This is a genomic window from Clostridium sp. OS1-26 (assembly GCF_030915445.1).
GTDB lineage: Bacteria > Bacillota > Clostridia > Clostridiales > Clostridiaceae > Clostridium_AM.
In genome coordinates this window covers 611,712-636,175 of sequence record NZ_CP133264.1, presented here as the reverse complement: position 1 = coordinate 636,175, position 24,464 = coordinate 611,712, and the positions used below count along the sequence as shown (strand labels likewise).

The 24,464-nt window shown below is 32.0% G+C and carries 23 protein-coding genes and 1 pseudogene; 23 read left to right on the top strand and 1 reads right to left on the bottom strand.

All coding sequences use genetic code 11. From position 1 onward, the window contains the following. Positions 1-15: 15 nt before the first annotated feature. From RCG18_RS03220 to RCG18_RS03205, 4 genes are all read left to right on the top strand, one after another. On the top strand, positions 16-1,425 hold the full coding sequence (locus RCG18_RS03220) for a PLP-dependent aminotransferase family protein (protein ID WP_308039995.1): 1,410 nt from the start codon (positions 16-18) through the stop codon (positions 1,423-1,425). A gap of 29 nt (positions 1,426-1,454) precedes the next feature. Continuing rightward, complete coding sequence (locus RCG18_RS03215) at positions 1,455-2,099, top strand: HEAT repeat domain-containing protein (protein ID WP_308041955.1); 645 nt, start codon at positions 1,455-1,457, stop codon at positions 2,097-2,099. A gap of 34 nt (positions 2,100-2,133) precedes the next feature. Next, positions 2,134-2,784 (top strand): YigZ family protein, encoded by a 651-nt coding sequence (locus RCG18_RS03210; RefSeq protein WP_308039994.1) that lies wholly within the window; start codon positions 2,134-2,136, stop codon positions 2,782-2,784. A 321-nt stretch (positions 2,785-3,105) separates the two neighbouring features. Then, positions 3,106-3,846 (top strand): YebC/PmpR family DNA-binding transcriptional regulator, encoded by a 741-nt coding sequence (locus RCG18_RS03205; RefSeq protein ID WP_308039993.1) that lies wholly within the window; start codon positions 3,106-3,108, stop codon positions 3,844-3,846. Positions 3,847-3,999: 153 nt separating this feature from the next. Here RCG18_RS03205 and RCG18_RS03200 read toward each other — a convergent pair whose 3' ends face one another. Beyond that, entirely contained in the window at positions 4,000-4,251 is a 252-nt protein-coding gene (locus RCG18_RS03200; protein WP_308039992.1) for a hypothetical protein, read from the bottom strand. A gap of 360 nt (positions 4,252-4,611) precedes the next feature. On the opposite strand from RCG18_RS03200, the gene RCG18_RS03195 reads away from it, so the two are divergent. The 19 genes and pseudogenes from RCG18_RS03195 to aspS all read left to right on the top strand — a co-directional run bounded on the left by RCG18_RS03195 (position 4,612) and on the right by aspS (position 24,449). Further along, positions 4,612-5,217 carry a hypothetical protein gene (locus tag RCG18_RS03195; RefSeq protein WP_308039991.1) on the top strand — a complete coding sequence of 202 codons (606 nt, stop codon included), beginning with the start codon at positions 4,612-4,614 and terminating at the stop codon, positions 5,215-5,217. A 245-nt stretch (positions 5,218-5,462) separates the two neighbouring features. Beyond that, the gene (ruvA, locus tag RCG18_RS03190) at positions 5,463-6,056 is read left to right on the top strand and encodes a Holliday junction branch migration protein RuvA (RefSeq protein ID WP_308039990.1); all 594 of its coding nucleotides are present in this window, start codon (positions 5,463-5,465) and stop codon (positions 6,054-6,056) included. A gap of 17 nt (positions 6,057-6,073) precedes the next feature. Beyond that, a complete protein-coding gene (gene ruvB, locus RCG18_RS03185) occupies positions 6,074-7,135 on the top strand; it encodes a Holliday junction branch migration DNA helicase RuvB (RefSeq protein ID WP_308039989.1) in 1,062 nt (353 codons plus the stop codon). A 42-nt stretch (positions 7,136-7,177) separates the two neighbouring features. After that, positions 7,178-8,203, top strand: coding sequence for a tRNA preQ1(34) S-adenosylmethionine ribosyltransferase-isomerase QueA (gene queA, locus RCG18_RS03180; protein WP_308039988.1), 1,026 nt, complete (start codon positions 7,178-7,180; stop codon positions 8,201-8,203). Between the two features lie 25 nt (positions 8,204-8,228). Further along, positions 8,229-9,359, top strand: coding sequence for a tRNA guanosine(34) transglycosylase Tgt (gene tgt, locus RCG18_RS03175; protein WP_308039987.1), 1,131 nt, complete (start codon positions 8,229-8,231; stop codon positions 9,357-9,359). A gap of 325 nt (positions 9,360-9,684) precedes the next feature. Beyond that, positions 9,685-10,032 (top strand): preprotein translocase subunit YajC, encoded by a 348-nt coding sequence (gene yajC / locus RCG18_RS03170; RefSeq protein WP_308039986.1) that lies wholly within the window; start codon positions 9,685-9,687, stop codon positions 10,030-10,032. A 59-nt stretch (positions 10,033-10,091) separates the two neighbouring features. Next, complete coding sequence (locus tag RCG18_RS03165) at positions 10,092-10,460, top strand: TIGR04086 family membrane protein (protein WP_308039985.1); 369 nt, start codon at positions 10,092-10,094, stop codon at positions 10,458-10,460. Between the two features lie 101 nt (positions 10,461-10,561). Beyond that, on the top strand, positions 10,562-10,699 hold the full coding sequence (scfA, locus tag RCG18_RS03160; protein WP_178905865.1) for a six-cysteine ranthipeptide SCIFF: 138 nt from the start codon (positions 10,562-10,564) through the stop codon (positions 10,697-10,699). 106 nt (positions 10,700-10,805) lie between these two features. After that, positions 10,806-12,173, top strand: coding sequence for a thioether cross-link-forming SCIFF peptide maturase (gene scfB, locus RCG18_RS03155; RefSeq protein ID WP_308039983.1), 1,368 nt, complete (start codon positions 10,806-10,808; stop codon positions 12,171-12,173). Positions 12,174-12,318: 145 nt separating this feature from the next. Beyond that, entirely contained in the window at positions 12,319-13,599 is a 1,281-nt protein-coding gene (gene secD / locus RCG18_RS03150; RefSeq protein ID WP_308039982.1) for a protein translocase subunit SecD, read from the top strand. A 1-nt stretch (position 13,600) separates the two neighbouring features. Beyond that, positions 13,601-14,479, top strand: a complete 879-nt coding sequence (gene secF, locus RCG18_RS03145) for a protein translocase subunit SecF (protein WP_308039981.1) — start codon at positions 13,601-13,603, stop codon at positions 14,477-14,479. A 164-nt stretch (positions 14,480-14,643) separates the two neighbouring features. Continuing rightward, complete coding sequence (locus RCG18_RS03140; RefSeq protein WP_308041954.1) at positions 14,644-15,516, top strand: DHH family phosphoesterase; 873 nt, start codon at positions 14,644-14,646, stop codon at positions 15,514-15,516. A gap of 110 nt (positions 15,517-15,626) precedes the next feature. Beyond that, positions 15,627-16,145, top strand: coding sequence for an adenine phosphoribosyltransferase (locus tag RCG18_RS03135; RefSeq protein ID WP_308039980.1), 519 nt, complete (start codon positions 15,627-15,629; stop codon positions 16,143-16,145). Positions 16,146-16,251: 106 nt separating this feature from the next. Beyond that, positions 16,252-18,432, top strand: a complete 2,181-nt coding sequence (locus tag RCG18_RS03130) for a bifunctional (p)ppGpp synthetase/guanosine-3',5'-bis(diphosphate) 3'-pyrophosphohydrolase (RefSeq protein ID WP_308039979.1) — start codon at positions 16,252-16,254, stop codon at positions 18,430-18,432. 30 nt (positions 18,433-18,462) lie between these two features. Beyond that, positions 18,463-18,912 (top strand): D-aminoacyl-tRNA deacylase, encoded by a 450-nt coding sequence (gene dtd / locus RCG18_RS03125; RefSeq protein ID WP_308039978.1) that lies wholly within the window; start codon positions 18,463-18,465, stop codon positions 18,910-18,912. 193 nt (positions 18,913-19,105) lie between these two features. Further along, positions 19,106-19,705 carry an MBL fold metallo-hydrolase gene (locus RCG18_RS03120; RefSeq protein WP_308039977.1) on the top strand — a complete coding sequence of 200 codons (600 nt, stop codon included), beginning with the start codon at positions 19,106-19,108 and terminating at the stop codon, positions 19,703-19,705. Between the two features lie 203 nt (positions 19,706-19,908). Further along, a pseudogene (locus RCG18_RS03115) lies at positions 19,909-21,344 on the top strand (coproporphyrinogen III oxidase). Positions 21,345-21,378: 34 nt separating this feature from the next. After that, on the top strand, positions 21,379-22,632 hold the full coding sequence (gene hisS / locus RCG18_RS03110) for a histidine--tRNA ligase (protein ID WP_308039976.1): 1,254 nt from the start codon (positions 21,379-21,381) through the stop codon (positions 22,630-22,632). A gap of 29 nt (positions 22,633-22,661) precedes the next feature. Continuing rightward, entirely contained in the window at positions 22,662-24,449 is a 1,788-nt protein-coding gene (gene aspS, locus RCG18_RS03105) for an aspartate--tRNA ligase (protein WP_308039975.1), read from the top strand. Positions 24,450-24,464: the final 15 nt, after the last annotated feature.

Below are 24,464 nucleotides of genomic sequence, written 5' to 3'. Positions count from 1 at the left end.
ATGGAGTAGGATGTTATGAAAAAGTATTTTATTGAACTAGGTAGAGGAGAAACGCCTAAGTATATTACGATTGAAAAGCATATAAAAAAGCTTATAGATAGTAATAAAATAGAAGATGGAGAAAAATTACCATCTATAAGAGGACTTTCTGAATTACTAGGTGTAAACAATATAACTGTAGTCAATGCATACAAAAAACTAGAAAATGAGGGTTATGCAGTTCAGAAAATGGGAAGTGGAACTTATGCTAAGAGAAAAGATATAAGTAAAAATTTTAGAAGAGAGTACTCGGAGATTCTAAAAAAGGTATCTGGAGGATCACTGCAACAGTATGTAGATTTTACAGGAGAAAGTCCTTCAAGTAGCTTTTTTCCGGTAGCTTTATTCAAAGATGTGTTAAACGAGGTATTAGATAGAGATGGCGCAGATGCCCTTATATATCAAGAAGCGTTAGGATATGAGGGGCTAAGAAAAAGCATAAGTCATGTTTTTTGGAATGATAAGGTAAATAGTAACGATATATTGATAGTGTCTGGTGCACAACAAGGAATAGATATAATATCTAAAGCATTAATAAATACAAATGACAGTATTATAATAGAAAAGCCAACCTATAGTGGAGCACTATCCGTTTTTAAATGGAGAAGAGCGGATATTTTTGAAGTGCCCATGGAAGTGGATGGAGTTGATATTGTAAAGTTTGAAAAGATATTAAAGAAAAATAACGTTAAATGCTTTTATACTATGAGTTATTTTCAAAATCCTACAGCTATGAGCTATAGCATTGAAAAGAAAATACAGATTTTAAAACTAGCACAAATATATGATTTTTATATTATAGAAGATGATTATTTATCAGAATTAATTTATGACGAAAACATGATCTATAAGAGTTTTAAAAGTTTAGATCAAAACGATAGAGTAATATATATAAAAAGCTTTTCAAAAATATTTTTACCAGGTATAAGAATAGGATATTTAATACCACCAGTAAAATTTAAAGAAGGTATACAAAATTCAAAAATAAATACAGATATATCAACATCTAGTTTAATGCAAAGAGCTTTAGATTTGTATATAAACAAAGGTTTTTGGAAGGATTATATAAGTGGACTAAAGTTTCTGTATAAGGATAGATATTTATTTATGGAAAAATGTCTAAAGAATTACTTAGGAGACAAAATAGATTTTATAAGCCCAGGTGGGGGGCTTCATTTTTATATAAAAATAAAGGATAATATAAATATTAACTCTATTGAACTTTTCAGAAGTGCTAAAGATAAAAATGTTTTATTAACTCCCGGAACACTTTTTTATAAAAACCCTTCGGATGGAGAGCGATACTTTAGATTAGGTTTTTCTCAAACAAATGAAAGTAATATTGAAAAGGGCATAAAAATAATTAATAATTTAATAGAGGCGTGAAGGGGGTGACGGTTCTGTCAGGAAAAGGAATGGTTCATGTTAATTGGAATGACATTATTAACTATACAGAAGAAGATATAACCTACTTTTTATTTTTAGAAGGAAAGTCTGTAGAAAGCTTATGTAAGATAAGAAATTTAAATAAGGAAACTATTCAAAAGCATATACTGGATGGTAAAATAAAGTATGGAATTCTAGCAAAGAGCGGTAGTATTGATGCTCTTTTTCAAACTATATCTAACTCTGGAAAACAAGATAAGATAGAGGCGTTGAAATGTTTAGATGAAAATAATAAAGTTAGAATGCTTCAATTTATAAGAGATAATTATGTACATATGAAAACTAAAGATAAAGAAAATGCCATATGGATAGCTGGAGAAATTGGAGATAAAGATGTTTTAGATATACTTATGAAGGCATCCGTACATAAGCATGTTAATGTACGGCGTATGGCAGTTTCTGCTGCGGGGAAAATTGGTGATAAAAACATGGAGACACTGCTTATTAGGGCACTTGAAGATAGTAATCCTCAAGTAGTGATGTACTCCATAAAATCTCTGAGAAAAATAAAAAGCGAAAAGGCACTTGAAAAAATCAAGGAACTTTGTATAAATTCAGAAAAGGATTATATAAAAAGAATATCGGAAGAATATGTTAGAGAAATGAGTACTTAAAATATGCTAGAATGTTTAGAAGGGTGGGATTTGTATGGGTTATTTTACTATAAAAGATGAAGTGAGCTCACAATTTGAAGAGAAGAAATCTATATTTATAGGTCATGTTAAAAGAGTTTATAGTGAAGATGAGGCTAAGGAATTTATAAATAAAATCAAGAATGAACAAAAGGAAGCAAGACATAATGTATATGCTTATGTTATAGGACAGAATATGGGCATACAGAGATACAGTGATGATGGAGAGCCACAGGGAACTGGTGGAGTTCCAGTACTTGAAGTTATAAAGAAAAATGAAATAACAGATGTAGTTGTAGTAGTAACAAGATATTTTGGTGGAATTTTATTAGGAAAAGGTGGACTTGTAAGAGCTTATTCTAAAGGTGCCGCTATGGCTGTAAATGATGGTGGAATAGTAGAAAAAGTTAAAGGTGTTATAATTGATATTATTCTTGAGTACGATATGCTGGGTAAGGTTCAGTATTTATTTGAACAAAAGTTATGGCATATAGAAAACACTGATTACACTGATAAGGTAAAGCTTCTGATGTATTGTGAAGTAGACAAATTGGAAGAGGTACAAAGAGAAATAATAGAAGCTACCAATGGAAAGTGTGAAATTATCGTAGGAGATGAAGAATATTATTTTAAATTAGATAACAGGTTATTTAAAGAGAATATATAAATTTTAGTATTTGTATCTACAAGGTTTTATATGATATAATTATTTAGGCATTTTGCCAACAATAATGTACATAAGCAGGCATCCAAAATCTTAAGTAGATATCCCAAATCTTTGATTTGGTGATAGTCACTTACACAGAGTGTTGATTTTGAGATGATCGATTAAGCAGAGAACTCAAATCTCTGATTTGAAGTGAATCGCTTACTCAGCGAGTACTCATTCGACGATAGGAGAAGGAGTTTCATTAGTTTTAACTGTTTTTTAATTTAAACTTAATTTAAAATAATTTTATATAAACCGTAAATCTAGGAGGTAATTAAGATGTCAGGACATTCAAAGTGGCATAATATACAAGCTAAAAAAGGTAAAATGGATGCTAAAAAAGGTAAAATATTTACTAAGATAGGTAAAGAAATAGCAATAGCATCTAAGAATGGTGGATCAAACTTAGATACTAATAGTAAACTAAGAGACGTTGTTGCTAAGGCAAAAGCTAATAATATGCCTCAAGATACAATAATGAGAGCAATTAAAAAAGGTGCTGGAGAAATGGAAGGTGTAAACTATGAAGAAATAGTTTACGAAGGATATGGTCCAGCAGGGGTTGCAGTTATAGTAAATGTTTTAACTGATAACAAAAACAGAAGTGCGGGAAACGTAAGGTCAGCTTTTACAAAGTGTGGAGGAAATCTTGGCTCTAGCGGATGTGTATCTTTCATGTTCCAAAAGAAAGGTCAAATTGTTATAGAAAGACAAGATAACATAGATGAAGATGAAATAATGATGCAAGCCTTAGATGCAGGTGCAGAAGATTTCAATGCAACAGAAGAAGTATTTGAAATAACTACTGCTCCAGAGGATTTTGGTACAGTTAGAGAATCCTTAGAAGGCGCAGGATATGAATTTTTATCAGCGGAAGTAACTATGATACCTGATACTACTAGTGAAGTAGATATGGAAACAGCAGCTTTAGTTCAAAAACTTATAGATAAGCTTGAAGATGATGATGACGTTCAAGACGTTTATCATAATGCTGAGTTCCCAGAGGGTTTTGAAGGTTAGGAATGAATAGATGTAACACTCTTTTATATTGGTATATATCCAAAATAAAAGAGTGTTTCTTTATATATATTCAACCTAGATGCTTGACTTATTAGCAGTATTCATAGGGGTACTTTGGTTAAGTCAATTATCAAAGTTGGATATATATGAGCATTAACGAGAGTGAACTATAACATAATTTTGACCGGCATCTGACAGGTAATCTATTGCTTCATTTGTGCTGACACCATTTAATAAAATGTTATCTTCTGTGGTAGTTATTTCTGTAAGGCTGTTAAGAACTTTCATATCATCTTCATCTTTTTTTACCATGTTATGTATGTGATCATAGGTATTTTGGCTTACTTGCTTAACTGTACAAGAGTTGTTATCATCTACAATTATTACAGAATATTTTTGTTTCATGATTTATTCCTCCTTTTAGTCGGAACACCAGGTAATTTTGCTCGTTCCCCTTCGGGAACGGGGTAACTTAAGATGTTCGCTTCCGCTCACAAGTTACCTGTAAAAGTTCATTTAGAACTTTTACCTAGCAAAATTATCCGTTAAAGTCCATTTAGGACTTTAACCTCCGCATATATAATAATATTATATAAATATTGTTTCTTTAAAAAATAATTTTATTACTTAGGAACCTAAAATAAAATGACAAGTTAAAGATGGGATGGACGTTTTGTTGCTAATTAATTAATTTGTTATAAAAACATGCATAAAAATGAATAACACATAAGGTAATTGTCCATAATATTTATGAGGAGGGATATTATGGATAAAAGGAAAATAAGAACACTTGTGTTAGTTGTTTTGACTATTTCAATATTTACTTTAAGCTATTATATATGTATAAATAAACTAAGAAATGCAAATATAAGGAATAATAAATATGAAATAAATGCTGGCAAAGAAGGCGGAGTAGGTAGCTTAGCTGCAAACTCTAATGGAGATGGAATAGTTTCACGTAATGCTAACTTAGTATTTAAAACTAAATATGATAAAAGCGGAGATGTTGTTATTGAAAAAGAAGAACCTGTTGGAAGTCTAGCTGGGAAGAAAAAAAGCGATATTGAAGCAATTTACAAGGATGATGGGTATGAAGTACAAAATATAAATTCACTACAGGTTATTTTAATGAAGAAAGTTGATAAATACGCTCCCAATAAATATGTTTTAGGTATAAAAGATGGATTTATCGCTATATATAAGACGGATAAAGATAGCAATATGACCATAGAAAATGAAAAGAGAGATATTACAGATATTAAGGTTGATAGATTAAAGCAAGCGGATATTCAACTTTTAACCAAGGGAGATAAATACTTTCAATGTGACACACGAGAAGATGCAGAGGCACGCCTTGAGGACTATGAATAATAGGCCTCAAGGTGTTTTTGTTTACTTGAATTAAACTTATTAAAATGGTAAAGTAATATAAGCAGGGAACCCAATTAATATAGTTTTAGAAGGTTAAAGCCCTAAATAGGCTTTAACGAGCAATTAGCGAGCGGGAGCGAGGTTAAAGTCCTAAATGGACTTTAACGGGCTGCCTAGCCAAGGAAACTGGCTAGGCAACCCAGTGATTTAATTGCTCAGTGTTCCGACTAAAAGGAGGAGATGCTATGTATGAATATATAAAAGGAACATATGTAGGAATGAATAAGGATTACATAGTAGTTGAAAATAATGGTATTGGATATAAGATACATACATCTGGAAGTACTTTAGCTAAGCTTCCGAAAAATGGAGAAGATGCGTTACTCTACCTTCAACAAATTGTAAGAGAAGATTTCATTGGATTATATGGATTTTTGACTAAAGAAGAACTTGATATGTTTAAATTACTTCTAACTATAAGCGGAGTGGGAGCTAAAGCAGCACTTTCTCTTTTGTCCATAAGTAATGTAAGTAATTTGAAATATGCTATTTTATCTGGCGATGAAAAAACAATAACTAAAGCTCAAGGTGTAGGCAAGAAAATGGCTCAGAGGATTATATTAGAACTTAAGGATAAAATAATGCCGAACGAACTTTTATCGCTGGATAACAAAGATATAATTATAGAGGAAAATAAAGAGAGTGTTACAGAGGCACTAGAGGCACTTGTCGCACTAGGATATTCGGAAAAAGAAGCTCAAAAAGCTTTAGAATCTGTGGATAAAAAAGAATCATTAGAGAATATAATAAAAAGTTCATTGAAGTTCTTAATGAGTTAGGAGTGGTGGGATAGCTTATGGAGAGTAGGATTGTAACACCTGTAAATATAGATGAAGATAAGGATAATGAATATAGCTTAAGACCTCAAAAAATTAGTGAGTACATTGGTCAGAAAAAAGTAAAAGGAAAGTTAAAGATATTTATAGAAGCAGCTAAAAAAAGAAAAGAGGCTTTAGACCACGTATTGCTCTATGGTCCCCCAGGTTTAGGTAAAACTACTTTAGCTAATATTATAGCGATAGAGATGGGAGGAACGCTAAAAGTAACCTCCGGCCCAGCCATTGAAAGGGCAGGTGATTTAGCTGCGATTCTTACAAGCCTAAATGATAACGATGTTCTATTTATTGATGAAATACATAGATTAAATAGAAGTGTTGAGGAGATACTATACCCTGCAATGGAGGATTATTCATTAGATATTATAATAGGAAAGGGAGCATCTGCAAAATCTATAAGGCTTGACTTGGCTAAGTTTACTCTTATTGGAGCAACTACAAGAGTAGGACTTTTAACATCACCATTAAGAGATAGATTTGGTGTATTATGTCCAATGGAGTATTATGATACTGACGAGCTTAAAGAGATTATAGTAAGGTCAGCTAAAATACTTAATGTGGAGATTGATGCTGAGGCAGCCATAGAAATAGGAAGAAGATCCCGAGGAACTCCAAGAATAGCAAACAGGTTATTAAAAAGAGTAAGAGACTATTCAGACGTTAAAGGAAATGGGATTATAGATGTTAAGATTGCTCAGGATGCATTAGAACTTTTGGATGTTGACAAAGAAGGATTTGACAGCATAGATAATAAAATTTTGACAGCTATAATAGATAATTTTAATGGGGGCCCTGTAGGCATAGAGACATTGTCCTATTTTATTGGAGAAGAACTAGATACAATTCAGGATGTATATGAACCTTATCTTCTTCAAAAAGGCTTTATAATAAGAACACCAAGGGGAAGGGTCGTTTCAGATATGGCATATAAGCATCTAAAGAGAAACAAAAAATCTTCTAGTGTAAGTCAAAAGTCAGAGGATCAGTTCTCTATCTTTGATAATAAAGAAAATAACAGTTAAGAATGCTATACGTAAGATAAAAGAAATGGAGGATGAAGAACTTTGAAAGTTACAGATTTTGATTTTTATTTGCCTGAAGAATTAATTGCTCAATATCCAATAGAAAAAAGGGATGAAGCTAGATTAATGATATTGGATAAGAAGACAGGTGAAATTGAACATAAAGTATTTAAAGATATAATTAATTACTTAGAAGCTGGAGATTGTCTTGTACTAAATGATACAAGAGTACTTCCTGCAAGGCTTATTGGTTCAAAAGAAGGCACTGGTGGGAAAATAGAATTTTTGCTATTAAAAAGAGTTGATATAGATACTTGGGAAACCCTAGTTAAACCAGGAAAAAAAGCACAAATTGGAGCGAGATTTCAATTTGGAGGCGGAGAACTTACGGCAGAAGTTATAGATATGGGGGAAGAAGGCAGTAGAATAGTTAAATTTGAGTATGAAGGCATATTCGAAGAGGTACTTGATAAACTTGGACAAATGCCATTACCTCCTTACATAAAAGAAAAATTAGAAGATAAAGAGATGTATCAAACTGTTTATTCTAAGGAACAGGGGTCTGCTGCAGCTCCTACCGCAGGGTTACATTTTACTGAAGAACTTTTAGATAAAATCAGAGCAAAAGGTGTTAAATTAGCATTTCTAACACTTCATGTAGGGCTTGGAACATTTAGACCTGTAAAAGTTGAAGAGATTGAAGCGCACAATATGCATTCAGAATACTATAGTATGTCTAAAGAAACAGCAGATATAATAAATAGCACAAAGGAAAATGGGAAAAAGGTAATAGCAGTAGGAACTACATCTAGCAGAACTTTAGAAACTATAGGTGATGAAAATGGTAGAGTAAGAGAGCAGTCTGGATGGACCGATATATTTATATATCCAGGTTACAAATATAAAGTCGTAGATAATCTAATTACAAATTTTCATCTTCCTCAATCTACTTTAATAATGTTAGTGAGTGCTTTGGCTGAAAGGAATAATGTTATGAAGGCCTATGAAACAGCGGTTAAAGAAGAATATAGGTTTTTTAGTTTCGGAGACGCTATGTTTATCAAGTAAGTAATACGCAAGAAGGAGTGTTTAAATGTATAAGTTACTAAAGAAAGAAGGAAAGGCTAGAAGAGGTGAGTTTACTACTCCTCATGGTGTAGTTCAAACTCCAGTATTTATGAATGTTGGAACTTTAGCAGCCATAAAAGGTGCAGTATCAAGTATGGATTTAAAAGAAATAGGGTGTCAAGTTGAACTTTCTAATACATATCATCTTCATCTAAGACCAGGTGATGATGTAGTTAGTAAAATGGGTGGATTACATAAATTTATGAATTGGGATAGACCTATATTAACAGACTCAGGTGGATTCCAGGTATTTTCCTTGTCGCAAATGAGAAAAATCAAAGAAGAAGGTGTATACTTTAATTCTCATATAGATGGGAAAAGAATATTTATGGGACCAGAAGAAAGTATGAAAATACAAAGTAATCTAGCGTCAACTATTGCTATGGCTTTTGATGAATGTATACCAAACCCTTCTCCAAGGGATTATGTAGAAAAATCAGTAGCAAGAACTACTAGATGGCTTAGAAGGTGCAAAGATGAGATGGATAGATTAAATTCCTTACCGGAAACTATAAATAAGAAGCAGATGCTTTTTGGTATAAATCAGGGCGGAGTTTATGAAGATATAAGAATAGAACATGCTAAAGAAATAACTAAAATGAATCTTGATGGATATGCAATAGGAGGGTTAGCCGTTGGTGAAACCCATGAAGAAATGTATAGAATTATAGATGCAGTAGTTCCGCATCTTCCAGAAGATAAGCCAATATATTTGATGGGTGTTGGAATACCAAGTAATATACTTGAAGCGGTAGATAGAGGAGTGGACTTTTTTGATTGTGTGCTTCCTGCAAGGAATGGACGACATGGTCATGTATTTACTAAAGATGGGAAAATAAACTTACTAAATGCAAAATTTGAACTTGATGACAATCCTATCGATGAAGGATGCCAGTGTCCAACTTGTAGACATTATTCAAGAGCTTATATAAGGCATTTATTTAAAGCAAAAGAAATGCTTGCTATGAGACTTTGTGTATTACACAATTTATATTTTTACAATAATCTTATGCAAGAGATAAGAGATGCTATTGATGGTAACTATTTTAAAGAATACAAGAAGCAGAAACTTGAGCAGTGGGGCGGAAGAGCTTAGAATAGTAGTTATATAAATGAAACTCCTTCTCCTTTCGTCGAATGAGTACTCGCTGAGTAAGCGATTCACTTCAAATCAGAGATTTGAGTTATCTGCTTAAGCAATCATCACAAAATCAACACTCTGTGTAAGTGATCATCTCAAAATCATAGATTTTGGATGCCTACTTAAGATTTTGGATGTCTGCTTAATAGAGGATTTTTAATCCTATATGTAGAAAATCTATTAAGCGGCTATCAAAATTCTCAATTTTGTAATAGTTACTAAGTTAGACATTTATTGTTTAGCTTAATAACATAAACTTATAAAAAGGGAGGTGAATTAAATGACTAAGGCATTAATGCAGTTTGGACCATTAATATTTATGATTGCTTTATTTTACCTGATAATATTTGTACCAGAAGGCAAGAGAAAAAAGAAATATAGAGCAATGCTAGATAACCTTAAAGTTAATGATGAAGTTATGACTAAAGGTGGGATAGTAGGAAAAATAATAAATGTACAGGACAGATTTGTAATACTACAAACTGGTCCAGATAAAGTTAAAATAAAGCTAGATAAAACAGGAGTTTTAAACCTACTTTCAGAAGTTGAGCCTTATGAATCTTCAAATAAAAATGAAGATAATAAAAAAGTAGATAATAATAAAACTGAAAATAAAAAAGAAGCTTAGATTTAATCATAAAACACCTTCTCTCTACATAGATACTATTAGATGGGAGGTGTTTTAAAGTGGAAAAGAACATAAGCTATCTTCCTGCCGCAGAAGGCGTGCTAAGGGGATTTATTTTAACTGTAGTATTATTGCTGATTTTTGCAGTAATAATGACATTCATTGATATCAATGAAAAAACAAGTTCAGCTTTTTACCTAATTACAACATTACTTAGCATAATGTATGGGTCTATATATGCAGTAAAAAAGGTGAAGAGACGAGGCTGGCTTATAGGCATGATGGTTACTGTTCTATACTTATTAATACTTTATTTGGTTTCTGTAATATCCGGTAACTCTGCAGTAATAGGAGTCAACAGAATAGAGAGATTTTCACTTGCAATATTAGTAGGTATGATGTCTGGAATGCTTGGAATAAACCTTTAACGAATTGTTAATATTAAACAACTTGTTTATTAATTAACTTTATTTTGTTGAAAGTTTGTGTTATAATCAAACGGAAAACTTTATGAATGGAGGAATTTTATATGAAACATATAAAAACTATAAACAGAACAAATATAAAGGATAGCTTAAAGAAGCCAGGATGCAAAGAATGTGCTAACTCATGCCAATCAGCATGTAAAACTTCTTGTACAGTTGCTAACTTAGCTTGCGAAAATTAATATAAATTCAAGCAGTAACATTATGTTACTGCTTTAAATTTAAGCGGACATTTGTGGGATAATTTTCAGAATAATAATGACTATTTAGTTTAGGGAGGAAAAGAATTTGGCAGATATTCATAAGTTTATCCAGGGTGGAGAGTATTACGTGATAGATGTGAACTCTGGATCAGTACATATAGTAGACGAATTAGTATATGATATCTTAGATGAAGAGGAATTAAGAGATAAGAATGAGCTTGTTAGCAAATATAAGGACAAGTATTTGGTAGAAGATATTGAGGAAGCTTATGACGAATTAGAACAGTTAATAAAAGATGGAATTTTGTATTCAAAAGATTTATATGAGAGTATAGCTTTAAGCACTGATAAATCTGAATCATTTATTAAAGCTTTATGTTTAAATATAGCTCACGATTGTAATTTAAGATGTAAATATTGTTTTGCTGATGAGGGAGAATATAAAGGTTGCAGAAAATTAATGACACCAGAAATAGGTAAGAAAGCTATTGATTTTGTCATGGAAAAATCTGGACCTAGGAAGAATATAGAAATAGATTTATTTGGTGGAGAGCCATTAATGGCATTTGACACAATTAAAGAAATAGTGGAATATGCAAAAGAACAGGAAAAAGTTCATAATAAAAATATAAGATTTACAATGACAACTAATGCAACATTATTAAATGATGAAATAATGAACTACTTAGATAAAAATATGGGAAATATAGTTTTAAGCATAGATGGAAGAAAAGAGATAAATGATAAAGTTAGAGTTAGAGTAGATGGAAGCGGTTCCTATGATGCAATAATGCCTAAGATAAAGAAAATGGTAGAGATGAGAGATAAATCTAAGCAATACTATGCTAGAGGAACATTTACAAGAGAAAATACCGATTTCTTTGAAGATGTAAAATATTTAGCAGATCAAGGCTTCGATGAAGTTTCAGTAGAACCGGTAGTACTTCCAGATGAGCATCCACTATCATTAAGAGAAGAAGATCTGACCGTTATATTTGAACAGTATGACAAACTTTATGAAGAAATGCTAAAACGTCACAAAGAAGGTACAGAATTTAAATTCTATCATTTTAACATAGACTTACAAGGTGGACCTTGTGTATATAAAAGAATATCTGGGTGCGGAGCAGGTCATGAGTACGTAGCCATAACTCCAGATGGAGAAATATATCCATGCCATCAATTTGTAGGTAATGAAGATTTTAAAATGGGAGATGTTTTAACAAATCGTGACCTAAATAAGGAAATAGCTAATAAATTTAAAGCTGCGCACATATATAATAAGCCAGAGTGTAAGAATTGTTGGGCAAGATTCTATTGCAGTGGAGGATGTCAAGCTAATAACTATAATTTTAATAAGGATATGAATGTTCCATATCATATTGGTTGTAAAATGCAAAAAAAGAGAATTGAATGTGCTATTGCGTTAAAATCAAAAGTTATGCAAAAGTAATAATGACATTATTTTGTATTAAGTGATGTTTTTTACATAACAGTTGCATTTCTATATATTGACTGGTTTGTTTATAAGTAATATAATGGCTAATGTAAATACATGTAAAAAAGGAATATCCCATTATTAACAAAGGAGGATAAAAATGAGGAGTAGAGGAAAAAGTTCGGCTGGAAGAAGTACCGCTTTGTTTTTCCTATGTATACTTGTGATAGGTTTTTTAGCTTACTCAGGTGCACATGGTGTTACAATAGGAGATTATAGGCTTAAGTCTTTTAATGAAGTTATAAATAAAGGACTAGATCTTCAAGGAGGAGTTTCTGTTTTAGAAGAAATTCAAGCAGATAAAGTTGACCAAGAAACTCTAGATAGAACTGTAGAGCTTTTATCAATGAGAGTTAATAAGCTAGGTGTAAGTGAAACTGTTGTTACAAGAGAAGGACAAAAAAGAATAAGAATAGAAATACCAGGAAAATTTGATGCTAAAGAAGTAGTAGATGGTATTGCTAAAACTGGTGAATTAAAATTTGTAGGTCCTGACAAGCAGGTCATTCTTACTGGTAAGGACGTTAAAAAAGCTTCAGCATATATAGGTTCGGATAGCCAATCTAAAGTTGGTCTTGAGCTTAATGATACAGGAAAAAAGAAATTTGCTGATGCTACACAAAAGTTTATGGGTCAAACTATAGCAATCACTATGGATGATCAGGAGCTTACAGCTCCAAGAGTTGATGCACATATAACTGATGGTAAAGCTGAAATTTCCGGTAGTAAAAGCCTTGATGAAGCAAAGAGGGAAGCTAATATAATTAATTCAGGAGCACTACCTGTTCCAATTAAAAATGTACAAAGTAAAGTAATAGGTGCATCCTTAGGTGCTAATGCTTTGCCTCTAAGTGTATTAGCCGGTGAAATTGGTATAGGATTAGTAATGCTATTCATGATTTTATATTATAGAGTTCCAGGAATTATTGCTAGCATAGCATTATCATTATATATATACTTAGTACTTTTTGCCTTTGCTAGTGTAAATGTTACTTTAACATTGGCAGGTATCGCTGGATTCCTTCTTACAGTAGGTATGGCGGTTGATGCTAATATACTTATATTTGAGAGAACTAAAGAAGAACTTAAAAGTGGAAAGTCTATTAAAGCTTCCATAGATTCAGGATTCCATAGAGCTATGACATCAATACTTGACTCTAACATAACTTCCATTCTTACAGGTTTAGTACTTTATAGTGTTGGTTCAGGTTCTGTAAGAGGATTTGCGCTTACACTAATAATAGGTGTTGCGTTAAGTATGTTTACAGCTATAACAGTAACGAGAACATTAATGAATTTGGTAGCAGATATAGGTTGGTTTAAGAAAGAATGGACAATAGGAACCTTTGGAGTACATGACTTTAGAAGGGGGGTAAAATAATATGCTTAAAATCATAGAAAAAACAAAAATATGGTTTTCGATATCCCTCATTATAATTCTAATAGGTGTGTTTACCATGGTCACAAAAGGCTTAGAATATGGTTTAGACTTCAAAGGCGGTACTGTGGTGGAAATAAATGTTGGGAAAGATTTTAATAAATCAGATATAGATAGCATAACTAAAAAGTATGCCTCTGATATTCAATCTAATAAAGTTAATAATACATCAATAGAAATAAAAAGTGCTACTTTAACCAGTGATGATGTTAGCAATATATTAAAGGATATAAAAGCTAAATATAAAGATAGCAGTCTTACAAACCAAGAGCAAATAGGAGCTGCTATAGGAAAAGAAGCCAGAGTAAAAGCGCTACAAGCAGTAGCAGTTGCTATTGTGTTTATATTTATATATATAGGAGTAAGGTTCGAAATTAAGTTCGGTATGGCAGCTATTATTTCACTTATTCATAATGTACTTGTAATGTTATCTGTTTATGCTGTACTTAGAGTACCTATAGATTCAAGCTTCATAGCAGCAGCACTTACTGTTATAGGTTTCTCAGTACATGATACTATAGTTGTTTTTGATAGAATAAGAGAAAATGAAAAGAGTATGAGAAGAGTAGATCCTGTAATAGTTGCAAATGCTAGTTTAACTCAGACTTTGGCAAGGTCTATAAATACAGTATTAACAGTTGTAATAACATTAACAGCTGTATATGTATTGGTGCCTTCAGTAAGAAACTTTTCAGAACCTATTTTAATTGGTATTATTACTGGTTGCTATTCATCTTTGTGTATAGCTACACCTTTCTGGGTAATACTAAAAAAACATTTTGCTAACAAGAAAAAAGTTGGAGGACTAAAACCTGCAAATTAAAAAATGTATTTAAAGTATCATTTTATTATGATAAATTGGAAAGATCTAGAGTATAAAACGCTCTAGATTTTTTTACTGTTAATATTCTATTTACAAAGTAATTGTAAAAAACGACAATATCATATATAATATATATGCTTTCGATAATTTTGGAGGATTATATGATGGAAAAACACGAAAGAAATATATATTATTCTAGGGGTTTGGGCAGACGTGATCCATTTCTTTTAAAAGGGATGGGAGAATCCTTAAAAAGAATAATAAAAGCAGTAAATGAAAGAGAAAAAATTGTAATTTATGGTTACTATGATCTAGATTGCATAACGTCTGTATCCTTATTACTGCTTGTTCTAAAATATTTAAATGCAGATGTTGAATATTTTATTTCAGATGACATGGACGAAGACTTTAATATAAATTCTGATATTGTAAAAAATCACATAAATTTTTTAGGGGCAAGTTTAATAATTACTGTAGGATGCGGTATTAACTCAGTTGATGAAGTAGAATTATGTAAAGAATTAGGAATAGATGTTATTATAACAGATTATCATAATTGTAAAGGTGATTTACCTGAGACCGTTATAATCAATCCGAATCAAAAAGGATGTAAGTATCCTTTTAAAGATTTAACTGCAGTTGGAATTGCTTTTAAGCTTGCACAAGCTATATCGATGTACTATCAAATGAAATGTATCAATAAATATCTGGATTTAGTTATGTTAGGGACTCTTTCGAAATGTGCTTCAGTAAAAGGTGAAAATAAAATAATGGTTAGCCAAGGAATATATCACTTAAACTATACAAATAATTATGGGTTTAAAGCTTTAATAAAGATATATAACGTTGCTAATATAAATAAAGAAAACCTCTATATGTTAGCGCACAGCATAATACCTTCAATGAAAAATAGAAGATATGTGGACAATGCTAGAATAGCAATAGAGCTTTTTACCACTGCCAATATGGATAGGGCAGAGCAGATAGCTAAATACTTGAAAAATGAAATAAGAGGTAATGAATTATTCGTTCTATAGGAAAGCATTTTAAAAACTTGAATACATGTCAATAATTAATATATAATTAGAAAGTACTTTTATTAATACTTTCTAAAATTGTGTCTATGCTATTTAGAGGGGGAATACAAGTGGATTTAAAGGAAAAAATAAGAGTGATAGAAGGATTTCCAAAGGAAGGTATAAGCTTTAAAGATGTGACTACAATATTACAGGATGGTAATGCATATAAATATACAATCGACAAAATAGCAGAAAATTTAAAGGATAAAAACATAGATGTTGTTATTGGTCCTGAAGCTAGAGGATTTTTATTTGGAGCGCCAGTAGCTTATGCTCTATGTGTAGGTTTTATACCAGTAAGAAAGAAAGGAAAGCTTCCTTACGATACTATAAGCATGAGTTACGATCTAGAGTATGGCAGTGATGAACTAGAAATACATAAGGATGCAATAAAACCAGGACAAAGAGTTGCAATAGTAGACGATTTGTTGGCTACTGGAGGAACTATATCTTCCGTTGCAAAACTTGTAGAACAAGTTGGAGGAGAAGTTGTATCTATAGATTTTGTAATGGAGTTAACAGAGCTAAACGGAAGAGAAAAATTAAAAAACTACAATATAAAATCTCTAGTTCAATATGACATTTAAGCGTATCAAATTTAAAATTGCAAGTTTCTACAGTATATAATATAATAGTAATAAAAAATAATGGCTGGTTAACAAAACCAGCCATTGATTTTAAGGGAGTAGTAGTATGCTGGTAAAATTAATGGAAAAAATTGATAAAAATTGCAGTAATATAGATAAAGATATGGTAAAAAAAGCATATAATCTTGCCTATGATGCACATAAGGATCAAAGGCGTGAATCAGGTGAGCCATATATAATGCATCCAGTAGAAGTAGCAGGCATATTGGCAGATATGGGCATGGATACCAGCACCATTACAGCAGGACTACTGCATGATGTAATAGAAGATACAAATTATACTCATGAAGAAATAAGCAAAGAATTTAGCGAGGAAGTTGCAAACCTTGTAGAAGGTGTAACCAAACTCGGAAAGATAAAATACAAGACAAAAGAAGAGCAGCAGGCGGATAATGTAAGAAAAATGTTGCTTGCTATGGCTAAGGATATTAGGGTAATACTAATCAAGTTAGCAGATAGACTTCACAATATGAGAACTTTAAAATACATGCCTGTAGAAAAGCAAAAAGAGAAGGCAAAGGAAACCTTTGATATTTATGCTCCACTTGCGCACAGATTAGGTATGTTTAAAATAAAGTGGGAATTAGAAGACCTGGCATTTAGATACATGAATCCAAATGAATACTACTTTATAGTAAGAAAAATAGCTGAAAAAAGAGTTGAAAGAGAGAACTATATACATTTGGTATTAAATCAGCTTAGAGAAAGTCTTGATAAGTCAGGAATACCATCAGATATAGATGGAAGGCCGAAACATTTTTACAGCATATATAGAAAAATGGTTAAGAAGAATAGAACTATTGATCAAATATTTGATTTAACTGCATTTAGAATACTTGTTGATACCGTTAAGGATTGCTATGCAGTTCTAGGAATAGTTCATACTATATATAAACCTATACCGGGAAGATTTAAAGACTATATCGCTATGCCTAAACCTAACATGTACCAATCTCTTCACTCAACAGTAATAGGGCCGCAGGGTAAACCTTTTGAGATACAGATTAGAACTTTTGAAATGCATAAAACAGCAGAATATGGTATAGCAGCTCACTGGAAATATAAAGAAGGCGTTGAAAATGCTGAAGATATAGATAAGAAACTTACATGGCTTAGAGAAATTCTTGAATGGCAAAGAGAGACCTCTGATGCAGAAGAATTTATGGAAGGTTTTAAAATAGATTTATTTTCAGATGAGGTATTTGTATTTACACCTAAGGGTAGTGTAATAAATTTACCTAATGATGCTACGCCTATAGACTTTGCATATAAGATTCATACTGATATAGGAAACAGATGTGTTGGTGCAAAGGTAAATGGAAAGATGGTTCCACTGGAATATCACCTTAAAACGGGAGAGATTGTTGAAATACTTGCATCTAGTACTCCAAAGGGACCTAGTATAGATTGGTTGAGTCTTGTTAAGAGTAATCAGGCTAAAAGCAAAATAAGAGCATGGTTTAAAAGAGCCAAGAGAGAAGAAAATATTGAAAAAGGCAAGGATCTTTTAGAAAGAGAAACTAAAAAGCAGGGATACAACTTTGGAGAATTTGCCAAAGGTGAAATTTTGGATAGCGTGTTAAAAAAATACAACATGAACTCTATAGATGACTTATATGCAGCAGTTGGGATAGGAGCTGTTGTTCCATCTACTGTAGTTGGAAAACTAAAGGAGCTTTATTCAAAGTCTGCTAAACCTGATGTTAATGAATGGAGAGTTATACAAGAGCAGCTGAATAGAAACAATAAGCAACATAATAATAAATCAAAAGTTAAAGCGCCAGGTATAATTGTCAAAGGTGAAACAAATGTACTTGTAAGGTTTGCAAAATGCTGCAATCCAGTTCCGGGAGATGAGATTGTTGGTTATATAACAAAAGGCAGGGGGGTATCAATTCATAGAGAAGACTGTAAAAATATTGATTACTTATTAAAAAATGAAGATAATAAACTTGTTGAAGTAAGCTGGGGTAGACCAAAAGGTGCTGAATATGTAGCGGAAATACAGATTAAGGCTGAAGATAGAGAAGGCCTGCTAGCTGAATCAATGGAAATAATAAGTAGCAGTAAAACATCACTTTATGCGGTAAATGCTAAACCTGCTAAGAATGGAATAGCTCTAATAAATATTAAATTAAAAATAATTGCCATTGAAGACCTCAAGGATGTAATGAAAAAGATAAAAAAACTCAAGGGAGTTCTTGATGTTTATAGAACAAAAAATTAATTATGTGAAAGGCTTATAAGGGGGGATTATATGCGCGCAGTAGTGCAAAGAGTTAAATACTCTAAAGTAGAAGTAAATGGGGAGAAAATTGGAGAAATACAAAAAGGATTAAATGTTTTGCTTGGCATATCTAAAGAAGATACAGCCGAAGACATAAGTTACATGAAAGATAAAATATTAAATTTAAGAATATTTGAAGATGAAGATGGAAAACTTAATAAGTCACTTATGGATATATCTGGTGAATTACTAGTAGTTTCACAGTTTACCCTATATGGAGACTGCAGAAAAGGTCGCCGACCAAGTTTTATTGAAGCTTTGGGTGGTGATGATGCAGAAAAGATGTATGAAGAATTTGTGAGACTATGCAGACAAGAAGTCTCCAAGGTGGAAACAGGAAAGTTTGGTGCTGATATGAAAGTGACAATAGAAAATGATGGTCCTGTTACTATTATGATAGATAGTAAGAAAAACTTTTAAGCAGGCATCCAAAATCTATGATTTTGTGATGGTCGCTTACTCATTCGACAAAAGGAGAAGGAGTTTCATTTAATTATTGTATAGAAATAAGGCATGTGAAGATGCCTAAGACCGGTATGGTAGTCTATTTGACTTGATATTTATTTTCATGTGCCTAAGATTAGGTTGTCAGTAATTTCAGGAGGGGAATGTTATGAAGATAAAAAGAATTCCTGCGGGAGTTTATGCAGCTAATTGTTTTATACTAATGGATGAGGATACAAAAGAAACAGCAGTAATTGATCCGGGTGGAGATTCCGAGGATTTAATAAAAGCTGTCAACGAAATGGACGCAAAAGTAAAATATATATTGTTAACTCATGGTCATACAGATCATACTGGAGCAGCAATTCAGTTGCAAGAAGAGTATAATGCACCTATTTATATTAATGAAAAAGATTATAGAATGATGGAAAATGGTGAATATATTTATGGTAATGTTATTGGAAAAGTAGATAAATTCTTAAATGAAGGTGATACTTTAAAAATAGGAGACATTGAAATCAAATGTATTCACACGCCAGGCCATACACCAGGTGGAATTTGTTTTATGGTAGAGGATGTTGTATTTACAGGTGATACATTGTTTGCAGGGTCTATAGGAAGAACAGATCTTGCAGGAGGAGACTTTGATGCAATTATAAGTAATATAAAAAATAAACTTATGATATTACCAGATAATATTACAGTATTTCCAGGGCATGGATCACAAAGCAGTATAGGGAGAGAAAGAGTTCATAACCCATTTTTGTAAAATGCACGTTAAAAATGGAGAGTATTCTCTATTAAGCAGGAATCCAAAATCTTAAGTAGATATCCCAAATCTATGATTTGGTGATAGTCACTTACACAGCGTGCTGATTTTGTGATGATCGCTTACTCAGCGAGTACTCATTCGACGAAAGGAGAATGAGTTTCATTTTTTAATTTAAAAGGAGGCTTAATAAATAAGCAGCAATGAAAATTAGTATAAAATTAAATAATATGGACTATAGATATGATGTATACCTGATGGTTAACATATTCTATGCATCTGTAGATGTAGAATTTGTTGATAATAATTGGGATTTTTATATTGATATTAATGAAGAAAGTGTTATTGTAAAAGATAAAGAAGAAGAATTACATAGAGAAGATTTTTTGAGAGTGATTTAACACATAAAGAAAATATTAAAAAATTTATATTTAAGTATTTTTCAGAGAGAAGTGGCAAAATTATGCCATGGGGAACATTAGTGGGAATAAGGCCAAGCAAGATAGCCTTATCTTTAATAAATGAAGGAAAAGATGATGAATATATAGTAGGCTATTTTTATAAACACTTTTATACTAGAAGAGATAAAGTAGAATTATGCATAAAGATTGCAAAGGTTGAAAAAGAATTAATAAATGAAAATGCTAATAAAATTAGTGTCTATGTTGGCATGCCTTTTTGCCCTACAAGATGTTTATACTGTTCATTTACATCTAATCCAATTGAAGGTTGCAAAAGTGTTGTTGAGCCTTATTTAAAAGGTTTGTATTTTGAAATAGAAGAAATAGCAAGATACATAAAAGAAAAAAAGTTAGATATTGAATGTGTTTATTTTGGCGGGGGAACTCCTACAGCGATAAATGATGAACAATTTGAAAAAATTATGGCACATATATATAATAGTTTTGTCAGAGAAAATAAAGTTCAAGAGTTTACAGTGGAATGTGGTAGACCGGATAGTATAACTATGAGCAAATTGGAAAGTATGAAAAAATATAAGGTAGATAGAATAAGTATAAATCCACAAACAATGAATGATGATACATTAAAGTTAATTGGTAGAAGACATAGTGTAGATGAAGTAATCGATAAATTTAATTTGGCAAGGCAATGTGGATTAGACAACATAAATATGGACATAATTGTAGGACTCCCAGGAGAAGATTTAAGCTATATAAGAAAAACCTGTGATAAAATTTTTGATCTTACACCAGATAGCATTACTGTTCATGGTATGTCAGTAAAAAGAGGATCAAAGCTGCATGAAAATATTATTAACAAGATGGATTTTCATGTACCAGAGCAGGAAGAGCTTAATTTAATGTATGAGGAAACAGTAAATTTAGCCAAAAGATTAAATATAAATCCATACTACATGTATAGACAAAAAAATATGGTAGGTAATATGGAAAACGTAGGCTATTGTGAGACTGGAAAAGAAGGTTTATATAATATTCAAATGATTGAAGAAAAACAGACCATTATAGCTTGCGGTGCTGATGCGGTAACTAAAGTCGTATTTTTAGATGAAAATAGAATAGAGAGACACGCTAATGTTAAAGATGTTAGAGAATATATAAATAGAGTAGAAGAAATGGTAGAAAAAAAGTTAAATCTTTTAGATACTCTTTATGGATAATATCTTTAGTTGCAGAGACAGAGGAGGAGATAAGATGATTATACAGGCGCCGAAGGGTACTAAAGACGTATTGCCTGGAGACTCATATAAGTGGCATTACCTAGAAGAAAAATTTAAAAATATTGCAGCATCCTATGGATATAGAGAAATTAGAACTCCAGTTTTTGAGTATACGGAGCTTTTTGAAAGGGGAGTAGGTGAAACTACAGATGTTGTTCAGAAAGAAATGTATACTTTTAATGATAAAGCTGATAGAAGTATAACACTTAAGCCGGAAGGAACATCACCGGCAGTGAGAGCATTTGTAGAAAGCAGCTTATATAACGAATCTCAACCAACAAAGCTTTATTATTTCACTCCAGTGTTAAGATATGAGAATGTTCAAAAGGGAAGGCTTAGAGAACATCACCAGTTTGGTATAGAGATATTTGGTGCACAAGAGGCCTCAGCAGATGCAGAAGTTATAAGCCTTGCTATGAGAGTTTATAAAGAGTTAGGAGTAGAGGGGCTAACCCTTAACATAAACAGCATAGGATGTCCTAAATGCAGAAAGAATTATAATGATGCTTTAAAAGCTTTTCTTAAGGATAACTTACATAATCTTTGTAAGACTTGTGAAACAAGATTTGATAAAAATCCTATGAGAATACTTGATTGTAAAGTTGAAAATTGCAAGGAAATAGTAGAGGGTGCTCCAATAATTTTAGATTATTTGTGTGATGAATGTAATGAGCACTTTGAAAGTCTGCAAAAGTATCTAAAGGTATTAGGAATAGAGTTTAAAATAGATCCACATATAGTAAGAGGATTAGATTATTATAGCAAAACTGTATTTGAAATAATAGATAAGAACATTACTGTTTGTGGTGGTGGAAGATATGACTATCTTATAGAAGAAGTAGGAGGTCCATCTATGCCTGCAATGGGATTTGGTATGGGAATAGAAAGAACTCTTCTGACTCTTGAAGAGCATGGAATTGAAATCCCAAAAGATGCTTATATCGAACTATATGTAGGTGCAGTTGGCGTAGATGCTAAAATAGAAGCTTTAAGGTTTGTTAATTCTTTAAGAGAAAAGGGAGTCAAATGTGAGTGTGACCACATGAATAGAAAAGTGAAGGCTGAAATGAAATATGCAAATAAAATAGAAGCTAAATTTTCTGTGATTCTAGGTGATGATGAATTGCAATCAGGAATAGCAAAGTTTAAAAGAATGGTTGATGGTGAGCAAATTGAAGTAAACCTTAACGACTTAAATGCTATAGTAGAGCTTATAAATAACAACTAAAATCAATTATGAATTTGGAGGAATAAAAAATGGGAGAAGCATTAAGAGGGCTTAAAAGAACGATTATGTGTGGACAATTAAGAGAATCCCATGTAGATAATCAATTTACTGTTATGGGATGGGTTCAAAGAAGAAGAAATCTTGGAGGACTTATATTTGTAGATTTAAGAGATAGAACAGGAATTCTTCAAGTAGTATTTGGAGAGGAAATAAACAAAGAAGCTTTTGAAAAAGCTGATTCATTAAGATCAGAATACTGTATAGCTGTTACAGGAACCTTAGTTAAAAGAGAGTCTCCGAATACAGAGATTCCTACAGGAATGGTTGAATTAAAGGGTGAGTCCATAAAGATATTATCAGAATCAGAGACGCCACCTATATACATAAAAGAAGACCTAGATGCTGGTGAAAATGTTAGATTAAAATATAGATATTTGGATTTAAGAAGACCAGATATGCAGAGAATTCTTATGACAAGACATAAGGCAGCTAAAGTGGTAAGAGATTTCTTAGACGAGAATGGATTTTTAGAAATGGAAACTCCTATACTTACAAAGAGTACGCCAGAGGGAGCAAGAGACTATCTTGTGCCAAGTAGAAACTATCCAGGAATGTTTTATGCTCTTCCACAGTCTCCACAGCTATTTAAGCAGTTGTTAATGGTATCAGGCTATGATAGATACTTTCAAATAGCAAAGTGTTTTAGAGATGAAGATTTAAGAGCAAATAGGCAACCAGAGTTTACTCAAATAGACATGGAGCTATCCTTTGTTCAACAAGATGATGTTATAGAATTGAATGAGAGACTAATTCAAAGAGTTTTTAAGGATATTCTAGGAGTAGATGTTAAACTTCCGATAGAAAGAATGCCATATAGAATAGCTATGGAGAAGTATGGTTCAGATAAACCAGATTTGAGATTTGGAATGGAAATAAATGATTTAACTGAAGCTGTTAAAGACGTAGATTTCAAAGTATTCCAGGATGCAATCACAAATGGTGGATCAGTAAGAGCTATAAAGGCTGGAAGCAGTGCAGGTATGGGAAGAAAGCAAATTGACAAGTTGGTTGAATTTGTAAAAACATATGGAGCTAAGGGATTAGCATGGATAGCTTATAAAGAAGATGAAATTAAGTCATCTATAAGTAAGTTTTTAACAGAAGAGCAAGCTAAAAATATTTTAAATTCTATAGATGCTAAAGTTGGAGATTTAATATTAATAGTTGCAGATAAAAATAGTACAGTTTTCCAAAGTCTTGGTGCTTTAAGACTTCATATGGCAAAGGAACTAGGAATTCTTGAAAATAATAAAGAATTTAGATTTGTATGGATAACAGAGTTCCCTCTTTTCTCATATAATGAAGAAGAAGGAAGATTCCAGGCAGAACATCATCCATTCACTATGCCAATGGATGAAGATATTCAATATTTAGATACTGATTTAGCAAGGGTAAGAGCTAAAGCTTATGATATAGTTTTAAATGGTGAGGAACTTGGAGGAGGAAGTATCAGAATACATGATACAAAGCTTCAAGAAAAAATGTTTAATGTTATAGGCCATTCAAAAGAAGCGGCTCAAGAAAAGTTTGGATTCTTATTAGATGCATTTAAGTTTGGTCCACCACCACATGGCGGTCTTGCTTATGGTTTTGACAGAATGGTTATGTTCCTTGCTGGTACAGATAACATAAAGGATGTTATAGCATTCCCTAAGAACCAAAATGCATTCTGTCCTTTAACTGAAGCACCTAATGTTGTAGATGAAGGACAATTAAAAGACCTAGGAATAGGTATAATAGAAGAAAAAAATGAATAATTTAATTAAATGAAT

Bases quoted from the DNA above. Each gene is read 5' to 3' on its own strand.
- RCG18_RS03220 (WP_308039995.1), top strand. From the start codon at position 16: ATGAAAAAGTATTTTATTGAACTAGGTAGAGGAGAAACGCCTAAGTAT.
- RCG18_RS03130 (WP_308039979.1), top strand. From the start codon at position 16,252: ATGCTGGTAAAATTAATGGAAAAAATTGATAAAAATTGCAGTAATATA.
- RCG18_RS03120 (WP_308039977.1), top strand. From the start codon at position 19,106: ATGAAGATAAAAAGAATTCCTGCGGGAGTTTATGCAGCTAATTGTTTT.
- ruvA (WP_308039990.1), top strand. From the start codon at position 5,463: ATGTATGAATATATAAAAGGAACATATGTAGGAATGAATAAGGATTAC.
- RCG18_RS03205 (WP_308039993.1), top strand. From the start codon at position 3,106: ATGTCAGGACATTCAAAGTGGCATAATATACAAGCTAAAAAAGGTAAA.
- RCG18_RS03140 (WP_308041954.1), top strand. From the start codon at position 14,644: ATGGAAAAACACGAAAGAAATATATATTATTCTAGGGGTTTGGGCAGA.
- yajC (WP_308039986.1), top strand. From the start codon at position 9,685: ATGACTAAGGCATTAATGCAGTTTGGACCATTAATATTTATGATTGCT.
- RCG18_RS03195 (WP_308039991.1), top strand. From the start codon at position 4,612: ATGGATAAAAGGAAAATAAGAACACTTGTGTTAGTTGTTTTGACTATT.
- RCG18_RS03200 (WP_308039992.1), bottom strand. From the start codon at position 4,251: ATGAAACAAAAATATTCTGTAATAATTGTAGATGATAACAACTCTTGT.
- tgt (WP_308039987.1), top strand. From the start codon at position 8,229: ATGTATAAGTTACTAAAGAAAGAAGGAAAGGCTAGAAGAGGTGAGTTT.
- aspS (WP_308039975.1), top strand. From the start codon at position 22,662: ATGGGAGAAGCATTAAGAGGGCTTAAAAGAACGATTATGTGTGGACAA.
- RCG18_RS03215 (WP_308041955.1), top strand. From the start codon at position 1,455: ATGGTTCATGTTAATTGGAATGACATTATTAACTATACAGAAGAAGAT.
- RCG18_RS03210 (WP_308039994.1), top strand. From the start codon at position 2,134: ATGGGTTATTTTACTATAAAAGATGAAGTGAGCTCACAATTTGAAGAG.
- secF (WP_308039981.1), top strand. From the start codon at position 13,601: ATGCTTAAAATCATAGAAAAAACAAAAATATGGTTTTCGATATCCCTC.
- hisS (WP_308039976.1), top strand. From the start codon at position 21,379: ATGATTATACAGGCGCCGAAGGGTACTAAAGACGTATTGCCTGGAGAC.
- scfA (WP_178905865.1), top strand. From the start codon at position 10,562: ATGAAACATATAAAAACTATAAACAGAACAAATATAAAGGATAGCTTA.
- ruvB (WP_308039989.1), top strand. From the start codon at position 6,074: ATGGAGAGTAGGATTGTAACACCTGTAAATATAGATGAAGATAAGGAT.
- secD (WP_308039982.1), top strand. From the start codon at position 12,319: ATGAGGAGTAGAGGAAAAAGTTCGGCTGGAAGAAGTACCGCTTTGTTT.
- dtd (WP_308039978.1), top strand. From the start codon at position 18,463: ATGCGCGCAGTAGTGCAAAGAGTTAAATACTCTAAAGTAGAAGTAAAT.